Annotated in this window: 18 protein-coding genes; 8 read left to right on the top strand and 10 right to left on the bottom strand. The window is 62.3% G+C overall.

The features are described 5' to 3' along the window. Positions 1-73 precede the first annotated feature (73 nt). The 3 genes from G6N08_RS05780 (at position 74) to G6N08_RS05770 (ending at position 2,729) form a co-directional block, all read left to right on the top strand. Positions 74-832, top strand: a complete 759-nt coding sequence (locus tag G6N08_RS05780) for a L,D-transpeptidase (protein ID WP_163755160.1) — start codon at positions 74-76, stop codon at positions 830-832. Positions 833-919: 87 nt separating this feature from the next. Continuing rightward, complete coding sequence (locus G6N08_RS05775) at positions 920-1,861, top strand: NADP-dependent oxidoreductase (protein ID WP_163755158.1); 942 nt, start codon at positions 920-922, stop codon at positions 1,859-1,861. Positions 1,862-2,063: 202 nt separating this feature from the next. Beyond that, positions 2,064-2,729: an O-methyltransferase gene (locus tag G6N08_RS05770; protein ID WP_163755155.1), complete on the top strand. Its 666-nt coding sequence runs from the start codon at positions 2,064-2,066 to the stop codon at positions 2,727-2,729. Between the two features lie 23 nt (positions 2,730-2,752). On the opposite strand, the gene G6N08_RS05765 is transcribed toward G6N08_RS05770, so the two are convergent. The 3 genes from G6N08_RS05765 to G6N08_RS05755 form a co-directional block, all read right to left on the bottom strand. After that, positions 2,753-4,774 (bottom strand): acyltransferase family protein, encoded by a 2,022-nt coding sequence (locus G6N08_RS05765; RefSeq protein ID WP_163756747.1) that lies wholly within the window; start codon positions 4,772-4,774, stop codon positions 2,753-2,755. Between the two features lie 720 nt (positions 4,775-5,494). Next, the gene (locus G6N08_RS05760; RefSeq protein ID WP_163755153.1) at positions 5,495-5,959 is read right to left on the bottom strand and encodes an SRPBCC family protein; all 465 of its coding nucleotides are present in this window, start codon (positions 5,957-5,959) and stop codon (positions 5,495-5,497) included. 89 nt (positions 5,960-6,048) lie between these two features. Then, positions 6,049-6,954, bottom strand: coding sequence for a PaaI family thioesterase (locus G6N08_RS05755; protein WP_163755151.1), 906 nt, complete (start codon positions 6,952-6,954; stop codon positions 6,049-6,051). A gap of 156 nt (positions 6,955-7,110) precedes the next feature. On the opposite strand from G6N08_RS05755, the gene G6N08_RS05750 reads away from it, so the two are divergent. From G6N08_RS05750 to G6N08_RS05740, 3 genes are all read left to right on the top strand, one after another. After that, positions 7,111-7,515: a nuclear transport factor 2 family protein gene (locus G6N08_RS05750; protein ID WP_163755148.1), complete on the top strand. Its 405-nt coding sequence runs from the start codon at positions 7,111-7,113 to the stop codon at positions 7,513-7,515. Between the two features lie 73 nt (positions 7,516-7,588). Further along, on the top strand, positions 7,589-8,224 hold the full coding sequence (locus G6N08_RS05745; RefSeq protein ID WP_163755146.1) for a class I SAM-dependent methyltransferase: 636 nt from the start codon (positions 7,589-7,591) through the stop codon (positions 8,222-8,224). 680 nt (positions 8,225-8,904) lie between these two features. Next, positions 8,905-10,002 carry a phenylacetate--CoA ligase family protein gene (locus G6N08_RS05740; RefSeq protein WP_163755145.1) on the top strand — a complete coding sequence of 366 codons (1,098 nt, stop codon included), beginning with the start codon at positions 8,905-8,907 and terminating at the stop codon, positions 10,000-10,002. Between the two features lie 384 nt (positions 10,003-10,386). Here G6N08_RS05740 and G6N08_RS05735 read toward each other — a convergent pair whose 3' ends face one another. After that, a complete protein-coding gene (locus G6N08_RS05735; protein WP_163755144.1) occupies positions 10,387-11,160 on the bottom strand; it encodes an SDR family oxidoreductase in 774 nt (257 codons plus the stop codon). Between the two features lie 157 nt (positions 11,161-11,317). Here G6N08_RS05735 and G6N08_RS05730 point away from each other — a divergent pair, with 157 nt between their 5' ends. Both G6N08_RS05730 and G6N08_RS05725 read left to right on the top strand, forming a co-directional pair. Then, positions 11,318-12,061 carry a methyltransferase domain-containing protein gene (locus G6N08_RS05730; protein ID WP_163755143.1) on the top strand — a complete coding sequence of 248 codons (744 nt, stop codon included), beginning with the start codon at positions 11,318-11,320 and terminating at the stop codon, positions 12,059-12,061. 78 nt (positions 12,062-12,139) lie between these two features. Then, the gene (locus tag G6N08_RS05725) at positions 12,140-12,373 is read left to right on the top strand and encodes a hypothetical protein (RefSeq protein WP_163755142.1); all 234 of its coding nucleotides are present in this window, start codon (positions 12,140-12,142) and stop codon (positions 12,371-12,373) included. Between the two features lie 109 nt (positions 12,374-12,482). On the opposite strand, the gene G6N08_RS05720 is transcribed toward G6N08_RS05725, so the two are convergent. The 6 genes from G6N08_RS05720 to G6N08_RS05695 form a co-directional block, all read right to left on the bottom strand. Further along, the gene (locus G6N08_RS05720) at positions 12,483-13,847 is read right to left on the bottom strand and encodes an aldehyde dehydrogenase family protein (RefSeq protein WP_163756745.1); all 1,365 of its coding nucleotides are present in this window, start codon (positions 13,845-13,847) and stop codon (positions 12,483-12,485) included. A 527-nt stretch (positions 13,848-14,374) separates the two neighbouring features. After that, positions 14,375-17,266, bottom strand: a complete 2,892-nt coding sequence (locus G6N08_RS05715; RefSeq protein ID WP_163755141.1) for an MMPL/RND family transporter — start codon at positions 17,264-17,266, stop codon at positions 14,375-14,377. Further along, the gene (locus tag G6N08_RS05710; protein WP_218033343.1) at positions 17,263-17,709 is read right to left on the bottom strand and encodes an MmpS family transport accessory protein; all 447 of its coding nucleotides are present in this window, start codon (positions 17,707-17,709) and stop codon (positions 17,263-17,265) included. Before G6N08_RS05710 ends, G6N08_RS05715 begins: the two co-directional genes overlap by 4 nt. A 171-nt stretch (positions 17,710-17,880) precedes the next feature. Then, positions 17,881-18,489: a TetR/AcrR family transcriptional regulator gene (locus tag G6N08_RS05705; RefSeq protein WP_163756741.1), complete on the bottom strand. Its 609-nt coding sequence runs from the start codon at positions 18,487-18,489 to the stop codon at positions 17,881-17,883. Positions 18,490-19,114: 625 nt separating this feature from the next. Continuing rightward, positions 19,115-20,824: a thiamine pyrophosphate-requiring protein gene (locus G6N08_RS05700; RefSeq protein WP_163755140.1), complete on the bottom strand. Its 1,710-nt coding sequence runs from the start codon at positions 20,822-20,824 to the stop codon at positions 19,115-19,117. Between the two features lie 173 nt (positions 20,825-20,997). Next, positions 20,998-21,888: an SAM-dependent methyltransferase gene (locus G6N08_RS05695; protein WP_163755139.1), complete on the bottom strand. Its 891-nt coding sequence runs from the start codon at positions 21,886-21,888 to the stop codon at positions 20,998-21,000. Positions 21,889-22,029: the final 141 nt, after the last annotated feature.

Here is a 22,029-nt window from a genome sequence, read left to right as displayed (position 1 = left end):
GCAGAATGGGGTAGAAAGTAAGGCACACAGCGTCTGGTGCTGTCGATCCCGGCACCTCAGAGGGGTGGACGCCATGCGGAGAGCGGTTCGATGTCTATTCGTCGTCGTCGCGGTCGGGGCTGCGGCGACGGCCACGGTGGTGCCTGCCAGCCTCGCCTCGGCAGGGGTCGCGGTACCCGATGCGGCCCGCGTTGGGTCGATCCGACCAGCGGCGGGGGAAGTGGTGGGTGTGGCCCATCCGGTAGTCATATCGTTCACCCGACCGGTAGCCGATCGGGCAGCTGCCGAACGCAGTATCACGATTATTTCGCCGAGCCGGCCCCCGGGGCACTTTAGCTGGGTGGATGACAATGTCGTGCAATGGATTCCAGAGCAGTACTGGCCCGCGCACACAAAAGTGACGGTGCAGGTTCACGGCTTGTCGACCGGCTTCGAAACCGGTGACGCGGTCCTCGGCGTTGCCAGCATCTCAGCTCATACGTTCACCGTCAGCGTCAACGACGAGGTGATGCGGGTGATGCCGGCGTCGATGGGTAAACCCACCCGTCCGACCCCGATCGGACACTTCAGCGCTTTATCGAAAGAACGGACCGTCACATTCGATTCGCGCACGATTGGTATTCCCCTCAGTTCTCCCGAGGGGTATCTCATCGAGGGCCAATATGCGGTTCGTGTCACCTGGAGCGGGGTGTATGTGCATTCAGCCCCCTGGTCGGTGGACTCGCAAGGCTACGCGAACGTCAGTCATGGCTGCATCAATCTGAGCCCAGAGAACGCCGCATGGTATTTCGACATGGTGCACATCGGCGATCCGATCATTGTGCAGAGCTGAGGGGTTGGCAGCGCTTCTGGGGCGCCGCTGTGGCCCCGATGAATTATTTCGCCGTTCATGCAGCGCGTTGTCGGACAAGGAGATCAGATGACTTCCACGACAGGGCGAGCGGTACGTTTCGACCGCTACGGGGGGCGGGACGTGCTCTACGTGACTGACATCGACATACCCTCGCCAAGCGAAGGCGAGGTGCTGGTCGAAGTTCGCGCCGCGGGGATCAACCCGGGTGAAGCGGCGATCCGGACCGGTGCACTGCACGAGAGGTTTCCCGCGACGTTTCCGTGCGGCGAAGGCAGTGATCTCGCCGGTGTCGTGGCGGCGGTAGGACCGGGGGTGACACAGTTCTCGGTCGGCGACGAGGTGATGGGCTTCAGCCTGCGTCGGTCCAGCCACGCCACCCACACTGTTGTCCCGGCACGTCAGTTGATCCGCAAGCCTCCTCAATTGAGTTGGGAGGTGGCTGGTTCACTGTATGTCGCTGGCGTCACCGCATATGCGGCAGTTCGCGCTGTGTCGCCGCAATCGGGCGAGACGGTGGGTGTGTCGGCGGCCGCCGGTGGGGTGGGCAGCCTGGTTGTGCAGTTGTTAGTCCGTCGCCGGGCGCGAGTGCTCGGCATCGCCTCGGAGCGCAACGCCGACTGGCTGCAGAGTCACGGCGTCACCCCGGTGGCATATGGCGATGCGCTGGCGGACCGGCTGCGGAAAATGGCGCCGCACGGAATCGACGCGTTCATCGACTTATTCGGCCCGGAATACGTGCAGCTCGCAGTGGACCTTGGTGTGCCGCCGGAACGGATCAACACCATCATCGCATTTCAGAAAGCCGCCGAAGTCGGCGCCAAGACCGAGGGCAGCGCCGAGGCGTCGACTGCGGAGGTGCTGGCGGAAATGGCCGACCTCGTCGCTACCGGCGCGATCGATGTCGATATTGCCGCTGCTTATCCGCTCGAGCGAGTTGCGGACGCGTTCGCGCAACTTGAACAGCGACACACGCATGGCAAAATTGTTCTGCTACCACAGTCTTCGTAAACAAAGCGGGTGGTGGAAAAACCAGCTCCCTATCCGACAACCACAACATGTGCACCGCCGGATCGGCGATCGTGGTCACCGCGGCGAGCAACGGTGGATGCCTCGCAGAACGACGAGGTGCGAAACCAACATCAGGCAGCTTGTCTCCTAACGGTGCCTGATGCGCCTGAAGTCGAAACCGCCGCCGCGTACGCTCGACCCCATGACCGTTACTCTGCGAGACTCTCGAGTCGCCGAGGCGTTGGATCGAATGTTCGCCGAGGCGAAAAAACAGACACCCCTGCTGCGCGACCGGCAAGACGAGTTGGAGCGGCTGTCCTCGGCCAGTGCGCAGGAACGTGCCGATGCGATGAGCGAGTTCTACATTCCGGTTACCCCCGAGGCCGGCAGGCTGCTGTATTCATTGGTGCGGGCGACGCGTCCGGCGACGGTCGTGGAATTCGGCATGTCATTCGGAATTTCGACTATCCACCTAGCTTCAGCGGTTCGTGACAACGGCAGTGGGCATGTCGTCACCACTGAGCTCGCCGCGACAAAGATAGCCGCCGCAAAAAAGACTTTCACTGATACCGGGCTGGATGACGTGATCACAGTGCTTGAAGGCGATGCTCTTTCTACGCTCCCGACCCTCGACAGACCGGTCGATTTCTTGCTCCTCGACGGTTGGAAAGAGCTCTACCTGCCCGTGCTTCAACTGCTGGAGTCACAGCTATCACCGGGAACGCTGATCCTGGCAGACAACACAGAGATGGCCGGAACGAAACCTTACCTCGACTACGTAAGGAATGTGGAAAACGGCTATCTGAGCGTCAACTTTTTGGCCAGGGATGCTGACAGCATGGAAATAAGCTGTCGGGTAGATAATTGACCGTCCGCCAAGCTACGGCGGAGCTATCTGACGGATTCTTCCAGCCACGGCGTCAGCCATTTCACCCCTTCCGGCGTCAGGTGAACGCCGTCACTGCGTACCTGGATACCGTCCACCTTGGCCGTGTAGACACCGTCGGGACATAATCGCTTATTCAAATCCAGCACAACGACATTCGAGCGGTTACCAATCGTTCGGCGCAACAACGTGTTCCACTGATCCACTCGCTCGGGTTGGTCCTCCGGATACAGGCTGCCATCTGGTTTTTCGCCCCGCCGACTATACGGTGCGGTGGCAACCATCACCCGAGCCCCGGTCGAACTCAAAATATCCAGCGCCCGTTGAAGTTCGGCAGTGAGATAAGAATCGAATGCCGGATCGCCAATATGTGTCCAGCGTCCCTCGTTGACTCGGTCGATCGTTTCCCAGCGGCCGATGATCAGCAGCGCGACATCGGGCTGATCTTGATTGATCTGCGCTGACCATCGGGCCGGCCAGTTGTCGCATTCGGGTTTTTGATCGATGACTTGACCGAAATAGCGATATGGGCCGCTCCGGACAATGCTGCATCCGATGACAGTGTGGTCGACGAAGTCAAATCCGGGTGTCTCCGGCAGGTAATGCATCAACGTCCAGGCGATCGAGTCACCGAATACCGAGACGGTAAACGGACGGTTGGGATTTCGCCGCGCGGCAGCCCGCACCGCTGCCGACGTTTGCGGTGGGGACGGCGAAACTGCCGCGACGGAAGAGACCCCGGGCGGCAGGCTGTTCCCACCTGCGTGCCCGGCTTCGACGGGGACCATCACCACCGTCAGCGCGACAGCTGTTGCCACCGTGGCCCCTGCTAACGGGAGCAGCGGTACATGTAACGGCTGCCAGCGCCGGATCGGCTGTTCGATCAACCACCATGACATTGTGGCCACCGCCGCCGTGGCGCTACACCGAGCGGCAAACAGCGTTAATCCCGACCACCCGGTTCGCTCCCCGTTGAGCACCATGAAGATCGGCCAGTGCCACAGATAGACGCCGTAGGAAATGGTCCCAAGCCACACCAAAGGACGCCAGGCCAGCACACGGGCCACCGGCCCGCTCTGGTCTAAGGCCACCGGAGCGATAACAAGCACCGCGGCTACGGCCAGCGCTGCCAGCAGTCCACCGCGAAATTCGCGGCCACTGCCCGTGACATGGTGAGCGGCCATTGCCAGCACACCTATCCCGACCACAGGCAACAGGCGGGCAGCCCACCGGCCCGCTCGCGACCGGATCAGACACCATCCACGGTTCAGCGCGGGCCAATCCCGGACCAGCAACGCTGACGCCGCCGCGCCGGTCAGGAGTGCCTGCGCACGGGTATCGGTGCCGAAGTACACCCGCTCTCGGGAAGCATTACCGGCCAGCACAATGGCCGCAGCGGCCGATCCCAGTGCTCCCAGTGTGGCCAGCAGAAAAACGGTGAAGCGTACCCCGCCGAGCGTCGCCCAGACGCCGCGGCGCCGGGCGCGTACGGCCAGCAGCACAGCGACCCCCACCATGAGCACCGGCCAGATGAGGTAATACTGCTCCTCCACACCCAGTGACCACGTGTGCTGCAGAGGTGATGGTGGAGCGCCTTGGGTGAAATAGTCGGTCCGCTGAGCTACGAACCTCCAGTTGGCTGCCCACACAAATGCGGCGATCGCGTCGTCCCGTAGGCCCGCGACCGCTTCCGGCGGCAGGAGTCGGCGCGCACAGCCCACAACCAGCACCATCAACACCAACGCGGGCAACAGTCGGCGGGCGCGGCGAATCCAGAAACCGGGCATGTCGATCCGACCGCTTCGGCCAAGCTCGTCAAGCAGCAGGGAGGTGATCAAGAACCCGCTGAGGACGAAGAAGATGTCGACACCGATGAATCCGCCCCTCATGCCGGCGATCCCGCCGTGCTCTGCGAGTACTAGGGCAACTGCGACGCCACGGAGCCCGTCCAACGCGGGAATGCCGGTGCTGCGCTGACCTCGCCGCCGCCCAGTCGCTCGGCGACTGGAACGCGGATCAGGAGCGATCCATCGGCGCCGCCGAGGACAACGAACCGGCGCAGGGTATCCCCCGGCCGGTTCGGTCCTCTGCCGTGGCGTGTCCCGGCCATATGGCCAGCTGACACCATAGTTGCCGCCGATACGTCGATGCCCCTCCTCGTAGTCATCGCAAGCTTAGATCTGACGAGGCCAGATGAGCGGAAGACACGGCGGTGCACCACCAAAATTCCCTCAAGTGGCTCCATGTTGGTCGCATCGGCGCCCGTGTCGCCCCTAACCTGCAGGTCAGCCAGGTCCGACCACTCCGCGGCCCGATCGACGGGGTGATTCACGCGGAGGTCTCGGTGACACCACCCTGGCCATCCGGCGGTCCAGAAACACCACGGTGTGGGGGTGTCCTCATCCCCTGCCGGAACTCGTGACACCCACAAACCGATCGCCGGACATGCTCTCACCATCCCAGGACGAGCCCACCCAGATCGCCCTTGTCGCAGCACTCGGCGAGCAACTCACTGAAAGCCTCGACGAGACCGGTCAGCACTCAACACCAGTCGCGCGCCGTCAGAGCTTTCGTTGAACCGCTCAGGGCCTGTGGTCACGGGAGGTGTCCGGCCCAAACCCAAGGTTGTGTTGCACCGATCGCCTTGCTGGGTCATCTGTCGGTGCGTACAGCGACTCGGGATGCGACGGCAGTCGGAGCTCTACGGGATACCCTGGAGATTCCGTGTTAACGCCGCAGAGAGCTGTTCATGATCGTGTTTCAAAGTGACTGCGGATACCAGACAGCATCGCGCGATGGGCTTTGACAGCTTCACGATTCGTGATCCCCGCCAGCGGCCGCGGAGCTTGAATCCAAAGCCTTTCAGTGACAAGGGTTCCCGAATCGACCAGCTCGAATGATACCATTCCGGTTAAACGCACCCGAGGGAACTGGCGGGCCTCGGTGATCACCTTCCCGTGCGTGTAAACCCTGAGATGCGCCTGATAGCCGATCCTGATGGCGAACCCCCGCAGGGGAATCCGGTCACATATCCGATAGGTCTGCTCATAACCGTCGCTATTTTCCCTGCGTGCTGTGGTTCGCACCGAAACAATCAATGGATGAACGGTTTTCAGGTTGTTCAGATCTGCGTAGAAGTCGCGCACCTGCTCCGGCGGCGCCGGCACTTTTTCACACAATATTTGAGTTGTCCGGGTGATCCACCAGCTCACAAGTAATGAACCTAGCGGGTTGGGGGTCACCACCGCCCTCGGGGGCCACCTCGCTGTCGACGACGAGAGTGCGGCCACCAGCACACCGATCAATCCAATCGCGGTGCCGGTTGGTATTCGATATCGGCCACCGCACGGGCGAATGTAACACCGTTCGAACCCGTCATGATCGCGGAGAGTGTGCCGATGCGCTGGCCTAGCTTGTCTAAGGTAGTCGTCACTGTCAGCTCGCCGTCGACCGGCGGCGACCTGAAGAAGTTAATGTTGAACCCCGCCAGCGAATACTGTTGGCCCGGAATTGTATACCGCTGGCCGGCAAGGACGCAGGCCTGGCTGACAATGGCTGTGACTACTCCGCCCTGCATGGTTCCCAGCGGATTGGCCATCCACTGCTGCGGTGATACGACCAGCTGAGTGGTGTCGTTGTCTGACTTCACTGTGGCACAGAGCAGTTCACAGAGTGGCCCGGGGGAAATACGCCCTTTGCCGATTTCAGCCAGGATTTGCGAACCGTCTAACTCAGGATCGATCGGCGGCGGCAGAACGCCGGTGGGCGATGCGAAAGCGCTTCCAGTCTCCGACGGTGCACCGTCGATCGCCGACAACGCATCGCTGGTGCGGCCGACGCGCACGCATCGACCCACTCCTACACAGACCACGTCGTCCCGCTCATCGCTGATCTGCACGGTAAGGGTTCCGTAGCGGTCGTCCCGGCGCACCAACAGGGACTTCGCAGAGAGCTGCTGGTTGGCCACGACCGGCGCGGCGGAGGCAAGAGACAGCCAGGACTGGACGCTGCCCACCGGTTCACCCAGCGAATACCAGAATGCACCGCTGGTGGCCGACTCGACCATCACGGCGTAGGCCGGCATCTCGATTCGCCCCCGGTGGTCAGCGAGGGTGGGGCCGACAAACTGCCGCAGCGACATGACGCCGCCGTCGAAGGAGGCCCGGCTGATCATGAACGTCGACAGCAGGTCATCGATAGCAGCCATCGTGTTGTCCTCTCATCAGCTGCACCACCCGACGGGTTACGTGATACGAGTGTGACAGGCGAACCGGGCAATGGATCGCGGTGACTGCCCCATCTGGTGCACCGGGCTTACGGTAGTGCTGTCGAGCGATTCGCGAGGCGCTGATGAGGAGGCGTGATGGCTGAGGTGATTGCAGCCGCTGACAATGTCATCGAACGTTATCTGAGATGCCTGAGCGCCAACGACTGGGACGGTCTTGCCACCACGATGGTAGACAAGGGCCTGGTCCGTGACGGGCCGTTTTGCGACATCGTTGAGGGCAAACAGCCCTACATCGCTTTCCTGCGCGATGTTTTCTCCCGTCTTCCGGGCTACCGGTTGACGGTGCAGCGCATCTCGCATGTGAGTGAGCGGCTATGCTACGTCGAATTGACCGAGACCTTCGAGATCAACGCCGTTCCCACGGCCTACCCGGAATGCATCCGCTTCGAGCGGAACAATGCCGGGCTCATCTCGCGTGTCAGCGTCTACATGAAACGGCCGGGTGACGTGCCCGGGGTGGAAGGCGGCCGGGCTCTGTGACGGCAAGCCGGCACCACAGCACTTCGACGGCGGGACTGCACAACGCCTCCTGCGCCTTAGTGATGACTGCGCGATGACCGCACCTAGACGGCGTGGCCTTAATGGTGCGGTGACGCGGATCTGGGGTTTTGCCGCGCCGGTCTACGACCTTCCTTTTCTGCAGCGCTGGGTCTACCGTCCCCCGCACGACGAGGTGATTACGCAACTGCGCGTGCATCAACCTCGCAGAATCGCCGATATAGGCTGCGGAACAGGAATTCTCGCGGACAGGATAGAGCGTGAGCTGCATCCGGACGAAGTCTATGGAATCGATATGTCCGACGGCATGCTGAATGCAGCGCGTGCCAGATCCCCCCGGGTGCAGTGGCTGCGCGCCCCGGCCGAGACCCTCCCTTTCGGCGACGGGACGCTTGATGCGATTGTGACGACTTCGGCGTTTCACTTTTTCGACCAGGCCGCAGCGCTGCGGGAGTTCTCTCGTGTGCTGTCCCCTGGCGGGCTGGTGGCGGTCGCAGCCTTAAGCGCGCGCCAACCTCTTCTGCAGGGACCTTCGGCCCCCAGGTGGAAACCCGCCCATCATGCCTCGGCGGCTGAGGTACGGACCTTGTTCGAGACCGCCGGTTTCGTCATCACTGCACAGCACCGTGTCCGCCGGCCCCCGTGGACACGGCCTTTATCGGACGTGATCACTGTCGGCATGAAGAGCTAGCTCACCCGCCAACAGGGGTACGGCCTGCTCGTTAGGGTCGTCCGCGGGACAGAGCATCGGTGCGTCGTAACGCCCGATCGGTGGGCGAAAACGACCACCCTGTTGATCTCCCGCGAGATTTTGTCGGCGGCGGTCCGGACATCGGCAGTTCTTTGCGCAGGACCTTGCCGGCGGGATTACGCGGAATCCTCCTGACAATGTGAATGTCTCTCGGCTGTTCGAAGCGCCCTGTGCCGCAGGCAATCCCGCACTGTGGTTTCGCGGATCTGGTGATCTGCGCGTGGCATGACGAACACCGCCGGCCGCTGCCCAGACCGCTCCTCGGGAACCCTGATGACCGCGCTCTCGCCGATACCGCGTTGTTCAGCGAGAGCGCTGTGCACCGCGCGTGGATCCAGATTCTCCCTGCCGGACATGATCCTCTCGTCTTCGCGACCGGCGATGACGGCAATCCGCGGTTGCGTGCTGTAGCCTGCAGGCGATCGCCCACCGTCACCGCCCGGATGTAGCCGCGGAGGTTCGCCGCCGTCTGTCGCCGCGGCGCAGGCGGTTTCCCATACCAGAGTGAGTCCGGATAACGGGCGACCCGCATGCCCGGCTTGGTTACGGCAAGGCCACCGTGGCGCGAACAGTTCGCGCTGCGGTCGCCCGGCGGCCAGAGCCGAGCGAAGATCTGTAGCGTGGCCGACGTCGATCTGTCGTTGTTGGATGTGCCCCGGGCGGTTGCAGTGCCTGATCCGCAGGCGTACTTGCACGCGGCGATCGCTTGGCATTTCAGCGAGGACACCGGTTCCCCATTCTGGTTGCGCAGGGCTGAAACCCTGCCCTTCGACCCGTTAACCGGCATCCACACGTTCAGTGATCTGCGGTTGTTTCCCAACGTGGTGAATGATCTGCGCAGTGTACCGATCGGGGATCTGATACCGCGTGGATACGGATCACCGCCTCCGCTACCCCAGGTATTCGAATCCGGTGGTACTACTGGCGCTCCTAAACGGACCGCGCAACTGCCGGATTGGATCGAACAAGTTATCCGGTGGCAGACCGAGGATTTCGTAGCGGGCGGCTTCCTCCGGGGCCGTGGCTTTTTGTGCGTGATGCCCAGCGGGCCACACGGTGTCGGTTACTTTTCCCGGCTGGTCGCGGAGCGGCTCGGCTCGATTTTTTACTCGATCGACATCGATCCGCGTTGGGTCAAGAAGGTTGTGCGGCGTGGTGTCGCCGGCAAGGTATCGGAATATCTCGACCACGTCGTCGGACAAGCCGAATTGATCCTGCGGTCTCAGGAGGTCGCCAATCTACAAACCACCCCACCGCTGCTCGAGGCAATTGCGCGTGACGATGTGCTGGTCGACCTCTGCAACCGTAAACTGCGGTACGTGTTGCTCAGCGGTGCGTATGCGGATGCCGATACCTTGGACCTACTTCGTGAAATATTTCCCAACACTGTCATCACAATGGTTTTCGGCAGCACGATGATTCTTTCGCAGGCTAGCACCCGAACCGGCAGGGACGGTCACCCGTTCGTATTCGATCCACGCACTCCCTATGTCGTGTTCTGGGTGGTGGACCCGGACACCGGTGACGAGGTGCCCTACGGAGAGCGTGGCCAGGTGGTGATGAACCACATCAGCAAGGGGATGTTTATTCCAAACAACTGGGAACGCGACAGCGCGATTCGGATGAGGGGGCCCGCAGGTCAAGTCGGCGATTCTCTCACTGCGGTGCGCCCGCTAGCGACCTTCGAGGGTTCAGCTGTTGTCGAAGGTGTTTATTGACGGAGGTCACCTCACCAACGTCGTCCTGTACCGGCAGGTATTACACGGTGAACTGCGTTTAAAACCCGCCGGCATCTGCGACGTGCACTCGTCCAAAAGGTGTGTGTCGGGGTAATCGGCAGTCCGAGCATCTTGCTGATACTCGCAGCGACGTCGTGGCTGTCGACTTGATTAGCAGCGCACAGCTGTCACTTTGTCTGAGGGCCGGAGAAGACAAATTTTCGTACACCGGCGGCGTGTGCTGCATTCACCACGGCTACACCCATATTCGCCTCACGTGCCGCATGCGCCGGGCCGATATGAAAAACCCCGTCTATTGTGGCGGCCGTGTCGAATAGGCTTTTCGGTTCTGTCGGAGCATCGGCATTCTCGGCTCTGCGCCGGTCAGTCACCGCCACGGCGAAGCCGCGCGGTCATCGCCTCGTTGAAAACCTGGTAGATGGCGTCGTACCTGCCTTCTCGCTCAGCGAACCGGAACCGCTTGGCTCGGTCCACGACGATCTCGTCGGCCTGCGGCTGCGTCCGCAACAGTGTGATCGTCTCGGCGATGTACTCGTCGAGCGGCATCGCCTTCGGATCGAAGCCGCGCTCTCCCTGAAGCGCGGTCTGCACCTGCGGAGGGATGAGTTCGATCACCTGAACCGATGTGTTGCGCAGCTGAAAGCGCAGCGACTGTGTGTAAGAGTGCAGCGCCGCCTTGGTCGCGCAATATGTCGGTGTTAGGGCGCTCGGCATGAACGCCAGTGCGGACGTGATATTGAGGATCGCGGCGTGCGGCTGCCTGATCAGCACCGGCAGTAACGCGGCGGTGAGGCGGATCGGCCCTAGCAAGTTGGTCGCAACCGTCTCCTCCGCCGCCGACGTGTCGGCACCGGTGAGGTCCTCGACGCGCTGGATGGCGGCATTGTTGACGACCACGTTGAGGTCCGGATAGTGCTCGGTTATCCGCGCGGCGACTCGTTGGATGTCGGCCGCGTCGGCCTGGTCCAACGTCAGATAGTCCACACCTGGATGGGCCTGCGCGACGGCCTGCAGCGGTTCGCGGCGCCGCCCGGCAACGAGCACCCGGTTACCCGACTGGTGTAACGCTTCGGCCAGCCCGCGACCGATTCCGGTGCCTCCGCCGGTTACCAGGATCGTGTTGCCGCTCATCTGCATGGTGTTCTCTCCTCGTTGCTGACGCTGACCGGCGGCACTCGCGGCGTCGGCGTCAGCGCCCAGTTGACGGTAGGCTTCAAGTGGGGCGGCTGTTGCGTGTCGCGACTGCCGTTTCGTAATCGTCTGTATCACTTTGTGTTTGTTCGAAGGAATGCTTATGACCGATCTGACCACGACAGTGCCTCCCGCGTTACAACGGGCGCTTGAGCTCCTCGCTGACCCCCCATCGCAGCCGGATGTCAGTAAGGGTTACCTCGATCTGGTGGGTGCTGACGCGGCGGGTGCGGGTGTGCCGAAAAACACCGGCCCGTTGCAGGCGATGTTCACCACGCGAATCGGCTCGATGGTTTACGACTACAACCAAGCGGCGTTGCGCCGGCTGTTCGCGGCATGGCTGAATCCCACCGAGTCGTTGACCATACCCGCCGGCGGAACCGCCCTGGACGTCGGCTGCGGCCCGGGTACTGTGACGGCGGCTCTCGGCCGTGCTGTGAGCCCCGACGGACTCGCCTTGGGTATCGACATCTCCGAATCAATGCTGGCGCGCGCTGTCCGGGCCCACTCGGGACCCCAGGTCGGCTTCCTGCGCGCAGATGCGCAACAGCTTCCGCTGCGCGGGGCAACGGTCGATGCGGTGGTCTGCATCGCCGTACTCCAGCTCGTGCCGGATCCATCCGCAGCGATAGCGGAGATGGCGCGGGTGCTCCGACCAGGCGGGCGAGTCGCCGTCATGGTGCCCACCGCCGGATTCGCCGCTCGTGTTTGGCAGCTGTTGCCGAACAGGTGGGCCCGCGTGTTCGGCGAGGACGAACTCGGCGACATCCTGGAGCAACACGGTTTTGTGAGTGTGCGGACCAGGAGCTTCGGCACTTTTCAGTCGGTGCGCGCCAAACGTGGCTAACACCGCACGCCGGCCGGTCCGCGCCTAATCTGCGGAAACCGGTCTTTCTGCTCGCCGATCTCGCCTACCGTTACCCGCGTGGAGTTAGACGAAACCGCCGAGCTGGTCCCCGTCGAACGATTGCGCTCAGGTGACCCGATCACCGACATCCACGGTGGCGGTCAACACTACAGGGTGCTGGAGTCTAAAGCAGTAGGTGAGAGCTGCGTGATTCTCGAGCTTGCGTCGAACGCTAATCACCAGCTGCGGGTGATTGAGATGTCCTTCCCCACCGGCTACCTGGTCGGCAGGTCACCCCGCCGCATCTGGTGACAGCCGAGGCGTTCCCCTCCGGCGGGGCACGCGCCCACCTTCTGCTGTTGCCGCCGCTCACCGGCCTGGCTGAGGTGATTGACCGACTCTCGCCGGCGTGGCGCCCGGGCTAGTCCCGAATGAACCCTTTGCTGCGCATCAGGAACTCGGCCAGGTAGCCGTTGTGCGGCATCCATGTTGCTGAGAAGTGCGTAGGGTGCCGGCCACGGTAGAGGTTGGTCACCGTGGGCTCAGCAAGGAGGTCGTCGATCAGTTGCTCATCGGAGGTGATGGCAGTAATCACCAGCGAATTCCTCAGCGGTGCAAGACCATCGTTGCGCGACCACGCACTGACCCACACACAGGGAAATGGCACCTCGATGTTGAGCTTGTCCACCTCGGGTGCGTTCAGCAGGTGCACCGCCGGCCGGAGCGCAGCACTGCCGTCCCCGAGGTCGCCGATCACGTGATCAGCACCCAACAGCGAGATCGAGCCCGCCGCCTTGGCGGCCACGTACTCGGCCAGCGCGTGTGCCTGCCCGATGGGCCGGGTGGGCAGTAGCGCGGTTTCGTCGCCCGCGGGTAACGCCGGGATGAGCGCGAGCTGTTCCGCGATAGCCTCAGCCAGCGGTGCCGGGTCACCTTCGTAAAGCACCGCCGTGGCGTTCTGACAAGCCATCCCGCCCCGGTTGCTGATCGAGTCCACGATCAGATCCAGGTAATCGCGCCAGTTTTGTTCGGCGGTGACCAGGATCTTCGATTGCCCAGGCCCGTTGACTAACACCCGCGGGTCGGCGCCATAGGTGTCGACGACATCTCGGCCCCCGAAGACGATGGCCAGATCGGCGGCGCGGATCATCTCGTCAGCACCGGCATGGTCCGCCGGCAGATACAGCACGTCCTCAGGCCGGAATCCAGCCTGACGCAACGCCATGACCACGCGATGCGCGGTGAAGGGCTCCCGCCGGGACGGGCGGACTGCGACCCGGTATCCCAGCGCCAACGCCTGCGGCCAGCCGCTGTGCACCCCAGGATGGTTGGCAGAGGCGTGCACAGCCAAAACCTCTCCCCGGCGCACCCACACACCGCTGCCGCTGCGGGTGAGCTCGTCCCGCCAGTCACATACTGAACCCATCGGCCGGGCCACACACACCGCATCCGGTGTCTGGCCGAGCGCGGCCGCCACCTCTAGGGCTCCGGCCCGAGTTATGGCGATCGGCAGGCCCGACACCCGAGTCACCCGCGTGACGTAGGACTCGAAATCCAGCCCGGCGATCTGGGCGTAGCGAAAAATGTCAGCCGACTTTTTCAGTGCGGCTTGCCGTTGGGCCAGCGGAAGCGGGTGGATCCGCCGCTGCGTGGCGATGCTTCGAGCGACGAACAACTCCGGGACGATGCTGAGCGCGGCGACGGCAACGCCAGCGGTATCTGTGATGATTTCCCGGTTACGGGTGCGGTAGTCACCGTTCGGGCCCAGTGCGTCGAGCCGCACGATATCGCTTCCCGAGCAGGGTGATTCGCAGCGACTTGTCATGTCCGGTACGCTCCTTCGACGCAACGCCGTCACGCCTCATTCCTGCTGCGACGCCGACATCACCTGCCGGTGAGGAATCATTTGTACAGTCGCAGCGTCCAGGACCCGGGGCCGCCCAGCGTGGTGTGGTCGTAACAATAGGCTCCGGCCGTAGCATGGAGCTAACGGCAGATTGCCACGACGTTGCCGTCAACGAACTCTTCAGCAACCGATGGGCCCGGGTGTACTGACAGCGGCCTGTTCGCTGTCGATGAGCCGCTTCCCGCGTCACTTGTTGTCGTCAGCTGCTGCTTCCACACGGTTCCCAGTTGCGCGGCGAAGGCGAGCTGGCGTGAGGCGATCCGCCGGCCGCATCCAGCACCCGACGACACGCCGAGCGTGCAATCACGGCGGCTCGCCCGGCGTGTCCCCGCCACCAATACACACTCGACACCGCCCGCGGCACGCGCAGCGCGGGAGTTATGACTCACTCATCCAGGCCCGGGCTATCATTCGGACGTCACCGTTGTCGCCTCGTCGTCCCACAGCAGCAGTTGCCGAACCGCGGGACGCGGTCCATAGGGCCGCAGCATCTGGCTGGCCGGTCGCGGGCGCACCCGTTGCGGCCACCAGAACCAGCGTCCGAGCAGCGTTGCAACCGAAGGAGTCAGGAAGGCGCGCACGATCAGCGTGTCAAACAGCAGCCCAAGGCCGATGGTGGTTCCGATCTGGCCGAGAACCCGCAAGTCGCTCGACACAAAAGAGCACATAGTGAAGGCGAACACCAGCCCGGCTGAGGTCACCACCGACCCGGAGCCGGCCATCGCACGAATAATGCCTGTCCGTAATCCGGCGCTGATTTCCTCCTTGAACCGGGAAATCAGCAGCAAGTTATAGTCGGATCCCACCGCCAAGAGCAGGATGACGGCCAGCGCCAACACGATCCAGTACAGCTTGATGCCAAGAACGTACTGCCACACCAGCACCGACACCCCAAATGAGGCGCCCAGCGACAAGGCCACCGTACCCACAATGACGATCGCGGCCACCAGACTCCGCGTGATGAGCATCATGATGAGTAGAACGAGGCTCAGCGCAGATATTGCGGCGATCATAAGATCGTATTTGGCGGCTTCTTGGATGTCCTTGTCGGCTGCTGCGGTACCACCGAGATAGAACTTAGCCTCCTGTGCGGGGGTGCCTTTCACGGCCTCGTGGGCGGCCTTCATGATCAGGTCGATATGCGAGATACCCTCGGGAGTCGCGGGATCACCTTCATGAGTGATGATCATGCGGGCGGCCTTGCCATCCGGCGAGAGAAACAGTTTCAGACCCCGCTGGAAATCCGAGTTGTCGAAAACCTCCGGAGGCAGATAGAACGAATCGTCATTTTTCGCAGCGTCGAACGCTTGCCCCATGGCAGACGCGTTTTCAATCAATGCCGACGTCTGGTCATAGATCCCGGACATGGTGGCGTAATTCGACTGAGTTAACTTGCGGAGTGTTTCCTGACTGTCGATCTGTTGTGGTATTAGTGCAAGCAGTTGTGGTTGGATCGTATCCAATTTGTCGAAACTTACCGAGAGTTTTCCTAACTGCTCGCTAACCTTATCGAGACCATCCATCACATCCCAGATGGATCGAAAGGCAAAGCACACCGGAATATCGTAGCAGTGTTTCTCCCAGTAGAAATAGCTGCGCAGCGGCCGAAAGAAGTCATCAAAATTCGCAAGCTTATCACGCAAATCGTTGAGCGTGTCGAGGGTTTCGTGAAAACTTTGCGTCTGGTCGTGGGTCGCGGCTGTGAGCTGCTGCTGCAGGGCGTATTGGCGCCTGAAAATATCGATTGTTTTCGAGATCTCAGCAACTTGCGTCAGCAGGTCATGCGCCCGGTCTTTCTGGTATTTCAGATTCTCGATCTGCCCGACGCTTTGCATGCTGATTTGAAACGGTATAGAGCTGTGGTCGATCGGTGTTCCCAAGGGCCGGGTGATGGACTGTACCTGGGCGATACCAGGGGTATGGAAGACGCCTCGGGCCACCCTCTCTAGAATGAGCATATCCGCCGGATTACGCATATCGTGGTCGGTTTCGATCATCAGCAGCTCCGGATTCAGCCGGGCCGCAGAAAAATGCCGCTCAGCGGCCGTGTATCCAATTTTAGAAGGGGCTGCATTCGGCATATATGGCAGCGGGTCGTAACTGGTCTGGTATCCCGGCAGGGTGAGCAGCCCGACCAGTGCTACCGCAGAAGCCACCGCCAGAATCGGTCCGGGCCAGCGGACAATCGCCGTGCCGATCCGCCGCCATTCCCGGGTGCGCATCGTGCGTTTGGGCTCAAACAGACCGAAATGACTAGCCACGGTGATCACGGCCGGTCCTAGGGTGAGCGCCGCCACCAACGAGATCAGGACACCAATGCCGGAAGGAAGACCCAGGCTTTGAAAATAGGGCATACGAGCAAAACTCAGGCACGAGACCGCGCCCGCCACGGTCAGGCCCGAGCCCAGCACAACGTGAGCGGTACCGTTAAACATGGTGTAGAAGGCAGTCTCGCGATCTTCGCCCACACCGCGTGCTTCTTGGTAACGCCCGAGGAAAAATATGGCGTAGTCCGTCCCAGCGGCAATGACCAGTAACGTCAGCAGATTGGTCGAGTATACCGACAACCCGATGATCCCGGAGTTCCCCAAAAAGGCCACAACGCCGCGCGCCGCAGCCAGTTCAATAAAGACGGTGAGAAGTACCAGAATCATCGAGACAACTGCTCGGTACACCCACAGGAGCATCACCGCGATCACCACGAAAGTCATCCCGGTGACCTTGGCGGTACTTTTGCTCCCCACCGTAAATTGATCTGCGAATTGCGGCGCCGGGCCGGTGACATAAACCTGGACGCCCTTCGGCGGCTGTATCTGTCGCACAATGTCGCGCACACTGGCGACGGATTCGTTTGCAAGCGCACTGCCTTGGTCACCGGCAAGATAGACTTGCACATACGCGGCCTGACCGTCAGTGCTCTGCGAGGCCGATGACGTCAGCGGGTCTCCCCAGAGATCCTGTATGTGCTGCACATGCTTGGTGTCCTGAGCTAGTCGCTGGATTACGGTGTCATAGAAGCGGTGCGCGTCGTCGGCGAGCGGCTTATCACCTTCCAGCACAATCATGGCTAAACTGTCAGTATCGAATTCGTGAAACACCGTGCCCATGTGTTTCATTGCCAGCAGCGACGGCGCGTCGGGCGGACTCGCTGCCACGTTATGTTTCCGGCCGACCTCCTCCAGTTGCGGTACCGCAGCATTCGTTATGGCAACGGTGGCGAGCCAGAACAGCAGAATCGGCACCGAAAGCCGGCGAATGGTACGCGCCACGAAAGGCCGGCGACTGTGGTGGTTGCTCATCCGGACTTATCCAGGCAGAAGGTGTAGGCGTTCATTTCGTTGACGGTCCTTTCGTCTTTGACGACGCCGTTGATGGTGATGCGACACCCGATGGAATTGCCGTTGCCCTGCGCCACCACGTTGGCGACGACCGCGGGCAGCGTGGTCGTAATTTCGTACCTCCACGGCAGCGGTGTGTCGACGACTTGTTTTGGCTCAGCATTGACGTCCAGGTAGTTGATGGTTGCGACAGTCCCCGGGGCGCCAAAGACCTCGAGGGTCACATGCTTGGGGTTGAACGGAATAATTTCATTTGAGATGCCGTCGGCAGCTGACGTTTTATGGTGCGCTCCGAAGACGCCGTGCAGGCGATACACGCCGAACCCCGCGACCGCCACGACAACGACGGCGACCAGCAGCATCCATCCCCGTCTGACTACGTTGGTAATTGAAATCCCGTTCACCCGTTAACCTTTCGATAACCGGTGACACGATCGCACAGGCGAGGTCGTCTTCCCAGCGTGTCGAGCGAGAGGCGACGGCTTTTACAGTACGGTACGGGACCGGACAGTACAAGAGACGAGTAAACAGCCCGTCGAGCTCAGCGGAGCAGAGCGCCGGTGGTGCCCTGTGTGTTATCGCGTGGGCCGGGTGAGGCTAGGCAGGACGACGTCGTCGACCAGGGCTCGCACAGTACGGCGAGTCGGGGGCCGGCCGGTGATGATGGACCGGAAGATCAGGTAGCCCGGTAGTAGATCCCACAGCTCGTCGCTGATGACGGCGCTATCGATCTCACCACGGTCAACGGCCTGTCGCAGCACGTGGTGGATCAAGGCTTTCCGCTGGTCGACGAACTCATGCTGCATCACCTCGTTGAGCGCGGGGTTGCGCGACACCTCGACCAGGACAGCGCGGATGGTACTGGCGTGCTGGCGGGCGTGCTCACACACCTTCTCCCCGATTCGCAACAAATCACCCCGGAGGCTGCCGGTCTCGGGGGGAACCGCGACGTGGCGGATACCCTCGATGAACGCGGCCAACACCAGTTCAGCTTTCGACGGCCAGCGCCGGTACACGGTTGCCTTGCTGGCCCGGGCGGTGGCCGCCACCGCGTCGACGGTCAACCGTTCATAGCCGTGTTCCTGCAGCAGCCGCAATGTGACCTCAAGTAACTCAGCCTCCCGCGGAGACCATGGTGAAGAGTCGACGGCGTGATCGCGGGCCTCGGACACAGCATTCACGATAGAACCCTCAGGTAGTACAGCCCAGTACCGTACCGCTTGGCTGCCACCCTCTCCGCCGACATGGAAGGATGCCCGGCCGCCCAGGATGTCCGGCTGCTGTGCGGCCGGTCGGTGGAGAACGTCACCGTGTCGACGCCGACCGCTTGTCGCGCCAATCGGTGCGGCACGCGAGAACACGCCCGAGTCGTGGCGGCGATATTGGTCTGGAAATACTGCACGGGCATCTTGCCCGTAGGCGCTGCGCATCGAGATCCTGATACGGCCTCCGACACGGTTAGCGCGCAGACGTTGATTTTCGCGCACCGTCCACCGTAACCCGCGAATCCGGCGGCATCTGGTTACCTGGACCGGTCAACGAAAAGACCTTGGCGCAATCTCTGGAAGACGAAAATTTGTGAAGCCCATCAGCTTTCCGAGCGGCGGGCACATCAGCCGTCACCGGCAGCCTTGCGACGCGAATCCCGCTGTCGTGGGCTTCTCATAGCGACACGTTTCCTCAATCGCGATCGCCTTCACGGGTTCTTCTTCCACCACTGTTCCACCACTGTTGTGCACCAGCTTCGCCGTGCGCGCCTCGCCCACGTGTGACCTCGCCCGAAACGCCGCGGTCACGAGACAAACACGGTTATGGCTGCGGCAGATGCACGTCCAATACCGCGCAGCGGCCTTGGCCGGCCTCGGCGAGTGCCCACTGGACGGCGTCCTCCATGTCCTGGGGACTGTGCACAACCTGGCCGATTCCCCCGCACGCCGCTGCCAGCGCGACGTAATCGATGTCGGGTGTTAGCTGTGTCTCGGCAAAGTCGTTGGCCTGTACGGATGCTCCATCGGGGTACAGGTCGATCACCGGCTGCTTCGATGCCCAATAGGAATGGTTGTTCAGCACAACCGTGACGAATGCGGCGGCATACCGGTGAGCGGACCACAACGCTGCAGTCGGCACACTAAAGTTGAACGAGCCATCGCCGCAGATCGCGACCACCGGCGCTTCGGGGCGCGCGAGTTTGGCGCCGAAGGCGCCGCCAAGTGCCCAGCCCAGCGCCGGCGCGCCGGTGTCGAAGAAACGCCCCGGTGCTCGTGACACCTGCCTGCTCACCGCGGGCCGGCTGGTGACGGCTTCCTCGATCACCACGGCATCTTCTGGCAGCGCGCGATTCAGGGCAGCCAGCATCGCGTCTGGGGCATCAGCCGAGCGGCTGGATTCCGCCTTGCGATGCGCCTGGTGCCGACGTTGGGCGATTTCAGCTTCCGCAGCGTGCCGACGCCCACTCCATCGTTGCCGTAGTTCAGCCGTGGCCTGGCGCAGCAGCGCCTGTTCGAGCAACGGGAGTGCTGCGCGGCTATCGGCGGTCAGCGCGATCTCGACCGGGTAGCACCACAGCGGCATCGCCGGCTTGATGGGATCCACGTCGATTTGCACCACCCGCGCGTCCTTAGGGGGGGCGATCTGCGTGGGCACCCAAGGCACTTCGGAGTCGACAAGTAGTACGGTGTCAGCAGATTCCAGCGGCGCCGGATCACCCACGCTGTGCAGTGGGTGACCGCTCGGCAGGTTGCGCCGGTCACCCTGATCCACTACCGGCGCGCCCAGCAACTCGGCGATCCGCGCCAGCACGGACGCGCTGGCCGGGTCGGCACCGGCTCGTGCCGTGACGATCACCACTTTGGTAGCGGCCACCAGAATCGCTGCCAGACGCTCCAGCGCACCCGGGTCCGGGCCTGGCGGCACAGCCGGCGTCAGCCGCCGCGGCAGCGGGCGGGAACCGGGCTCCATCAAAGCTTCCCGGGGCAACATGACGTAGGCCGGCCCGGGTGGGCTGGACTGGGCGACCTGAAATGCCCGGCGCACAATGGGCGCTAGCTCGCGGCCACGCGGCACCTCCATATGCCATTTACCGTAGGCACGCATGACGGCCTGCTGGTCGAGCTGCTCCTGCTGCCAGTGGATGTGACTATCGCGATGACCGCGGATCTGTGGTACCGAGGTGTACGGCGCGCGCCCGGCGAACACGACCACCGGCGTCCGGTTGCGCTGGGCGTTGTGGATCTGGCAACCAAGATTCAATGTTCCCGCGTCCACGTGCACCATCACTGCCTGGGGTCGTCCGCCGATCATGTGGTGGCCGATGGCCGCCGCCAGCGCGACGCTTTCGTGGACGCACAGCACTGCTTGCGGGGCGGGCGTTCCGGCTGTGCGTGCCGCCGCCAGCGCCTCCTGCAGCGGGGCTGAATCGGTGCCGGGATTGAGGAAAAAGTGGGACACCCCCTCGTCGGCGAGCAAAGCCACCAAATCGGCCGCAGCTTCCGACACGTCGGCTGAATTCTTTGCCGTCATGGCTGACGTCATCCTCCCCATCGATTAGTAGCAGTTGAGTTGGCGCGAGGCCCCCCGAGTTGACTTGTCGATGGTTGTGCTCCCGCGACGCGCTCATCGACCGCCAAATCTGCCCCTATTCCGATTCGTCTGCTGAGGTTAGACATCTTCTTATTCAGCAAAACCACTGTGCTTCAACGTTTGCGAGTTGCGGTGAAGAATTTAGTGCGCAGCAGCCGCTCGAACACGGGTGGCAGCCCGTGGAATGGTCGACCATAGTCGTTAGCGGCCTTATCGACCAAGTCGGCGCTGGTGACGTCCCAACCCCGCTCACGCAGCCAGCTTTTGATGTTGATATGCGGGTCGTCGTACCACAAATCCAGAATCGGGGACTGTGTGCCATCTTGGCGGACGGTCCGCATGTGCTCGGCGTATTCTCGCAGCTCTCCGGGCTCCGGCCCGAGTTCGGCGGCAATCTCACTTCCGACTGCTGACAACTCGTGCAGCTTCTCGAACAGCACATCCTGGGCAGGACCGGGAAGATACGGCAGCAGGCCTTCCAGCGCCCATGCGGTCGGCTGCGCGGGGTCGAACCCCGCTGCAACCAGCGGGCGGACCCAGTCCTCCCGTAAATCCGCCGCGACGGCCATACGGCGCGTCGATGGCTGCGCGCCCCGCTTATCAAGCACTTGTTGTTTGAACTCGAGCACTCGCGGCTGATCGACCTCGTAAACGATGCAATCGTCCGGCCAAACCAATCGGTATGCGCGGCAATCTAATCCAGCTGCCAAAATCACGGCCTGCCGTGATCCGCACCGGATCGCGCTGGTGAAAAAGTCATCGAAAAACCGCGTCCGCACTCCCACCCAGCGTGCATTGAACCCTACTGCACTGCTCAGATCGGTCTTTGCCAGTGCCGTCATGAGATTTGGCTCACCGGAGGCGGCCACGAAACTGGCGGCGAAAGTATCGTTCGCCAAAGGTGGCTCCAGCGCAGCGTCCAGCGCACGCGCCGCACAGACAGCTAATGCGGTAAACCCAACACTCGTCACGATGTCCCAGGTATCCCCCGGAGTTCGGGACATAACCGCCTCCTTTTTCCGTCATCGAGCCCGGGCGCGCACGGTTCGAGCCCGTGTCATCGGCGACGCCAGTGGGATAGTTCGTTCGCGTAACTAAGAATACACCCGGACTGGTTCCTGCCCGTATCCGCTGATCCACATCCG

The sequence above is a fragment of the Mycobacterium botniense genome (assembly GCF_010723305.1).
Lineage (GTDB): Bacteria > Actinomycetota > Actinomycetes > Mycobacteriales > Mycobacteriaceae > Mycobacterium > Mycobacterium botniense.
Note: the sequence above shows the minus strand (reverse complement) of the source record. Positions and strands in the feature narration are given on the sequence as shown.

Excerpts from the sequence above, each read along its gene's own strand:
- G6N08_RS05745 (WP_163755146.1), top strand. The coding sequence starts at position 7,589 with ATGACCGCACCTAGACGGCGTGGCCTTAATGGTGCGGTGACGCGGATC.
- G6N08_RS05695 (WP_163755139.1), bottom strand. The coding sequence starts at position 21,888 with ATGTCCCGAACTCCGGGGGATACCTGGGACATCGTGACGAGTGTTGGG.
- G6N08_RS05700 (WP_163755140.1), bottom strand. The coding sequence starts at position 20,824 with ATGACGGCAAAGAATTCAGCCGACGTGTCGGAAGCTGCGGCCGATTTG.
- G6N08_RS05780 (WP_163755160.1), top strand. The coding sequence starts at position 74 with ATGCGGAGAGCGGTTCGATGTCTATTCGTCGTCGTCGCGGTCGGGGCT.
- G6N08_RS05755 (WP_163755151.1), bottom strand. The coding sequence starts at position 6,954 with ATGGCTGCTATCGATGACCTGCTGTCGACGTTCATGATCAGCCGGGCC.
- G6N08_RS05730 (WP_163755143.1), top strand. The coding sequence starts at position 11,318 with ATGACCGATCTGACCACGACAGTGCCTCCCGCGTTACAACGGGCGCTT.
- G6N08_RS05775 (WP_163755158.1), top strand. The coding sequence starts at position 920 with ATGACTTCCACGACAGGGCGAGCGGTACGTTTCGACCGCTACGGGGGG.
- G6N08_RS05715 (WP_163755141.1), bottom strand. The coding sequence starts at position 17,266 with ATGAGCAACCACCACAGTCGCCGGCCTTTCGTGGCGCGTACCATTCGC.
- G6N08_RS05750 (WP_163755148.1), top strand. The coding sequence starts at position 7,111 with ATGGCTGAGGTGATTGCAGCCGCTGACAATGTCATCGAACGTTATCTG.
- G6N08_RS05770 (WP_163755155.1), top strand. The coding sequence starts at position 2,064 with ATGACCGTTACTCTGCGAGACTCTCGAGTCGCCGAGGCGTTGGATCGA.
- G6N08_RS05735 (WP_163755144.1), bottom strand. The coding sequence starts at position 11,160 with ATGCAGATGAGCGGCAACACGATCCTGGTAACCGGCGGAGGCACCGGA.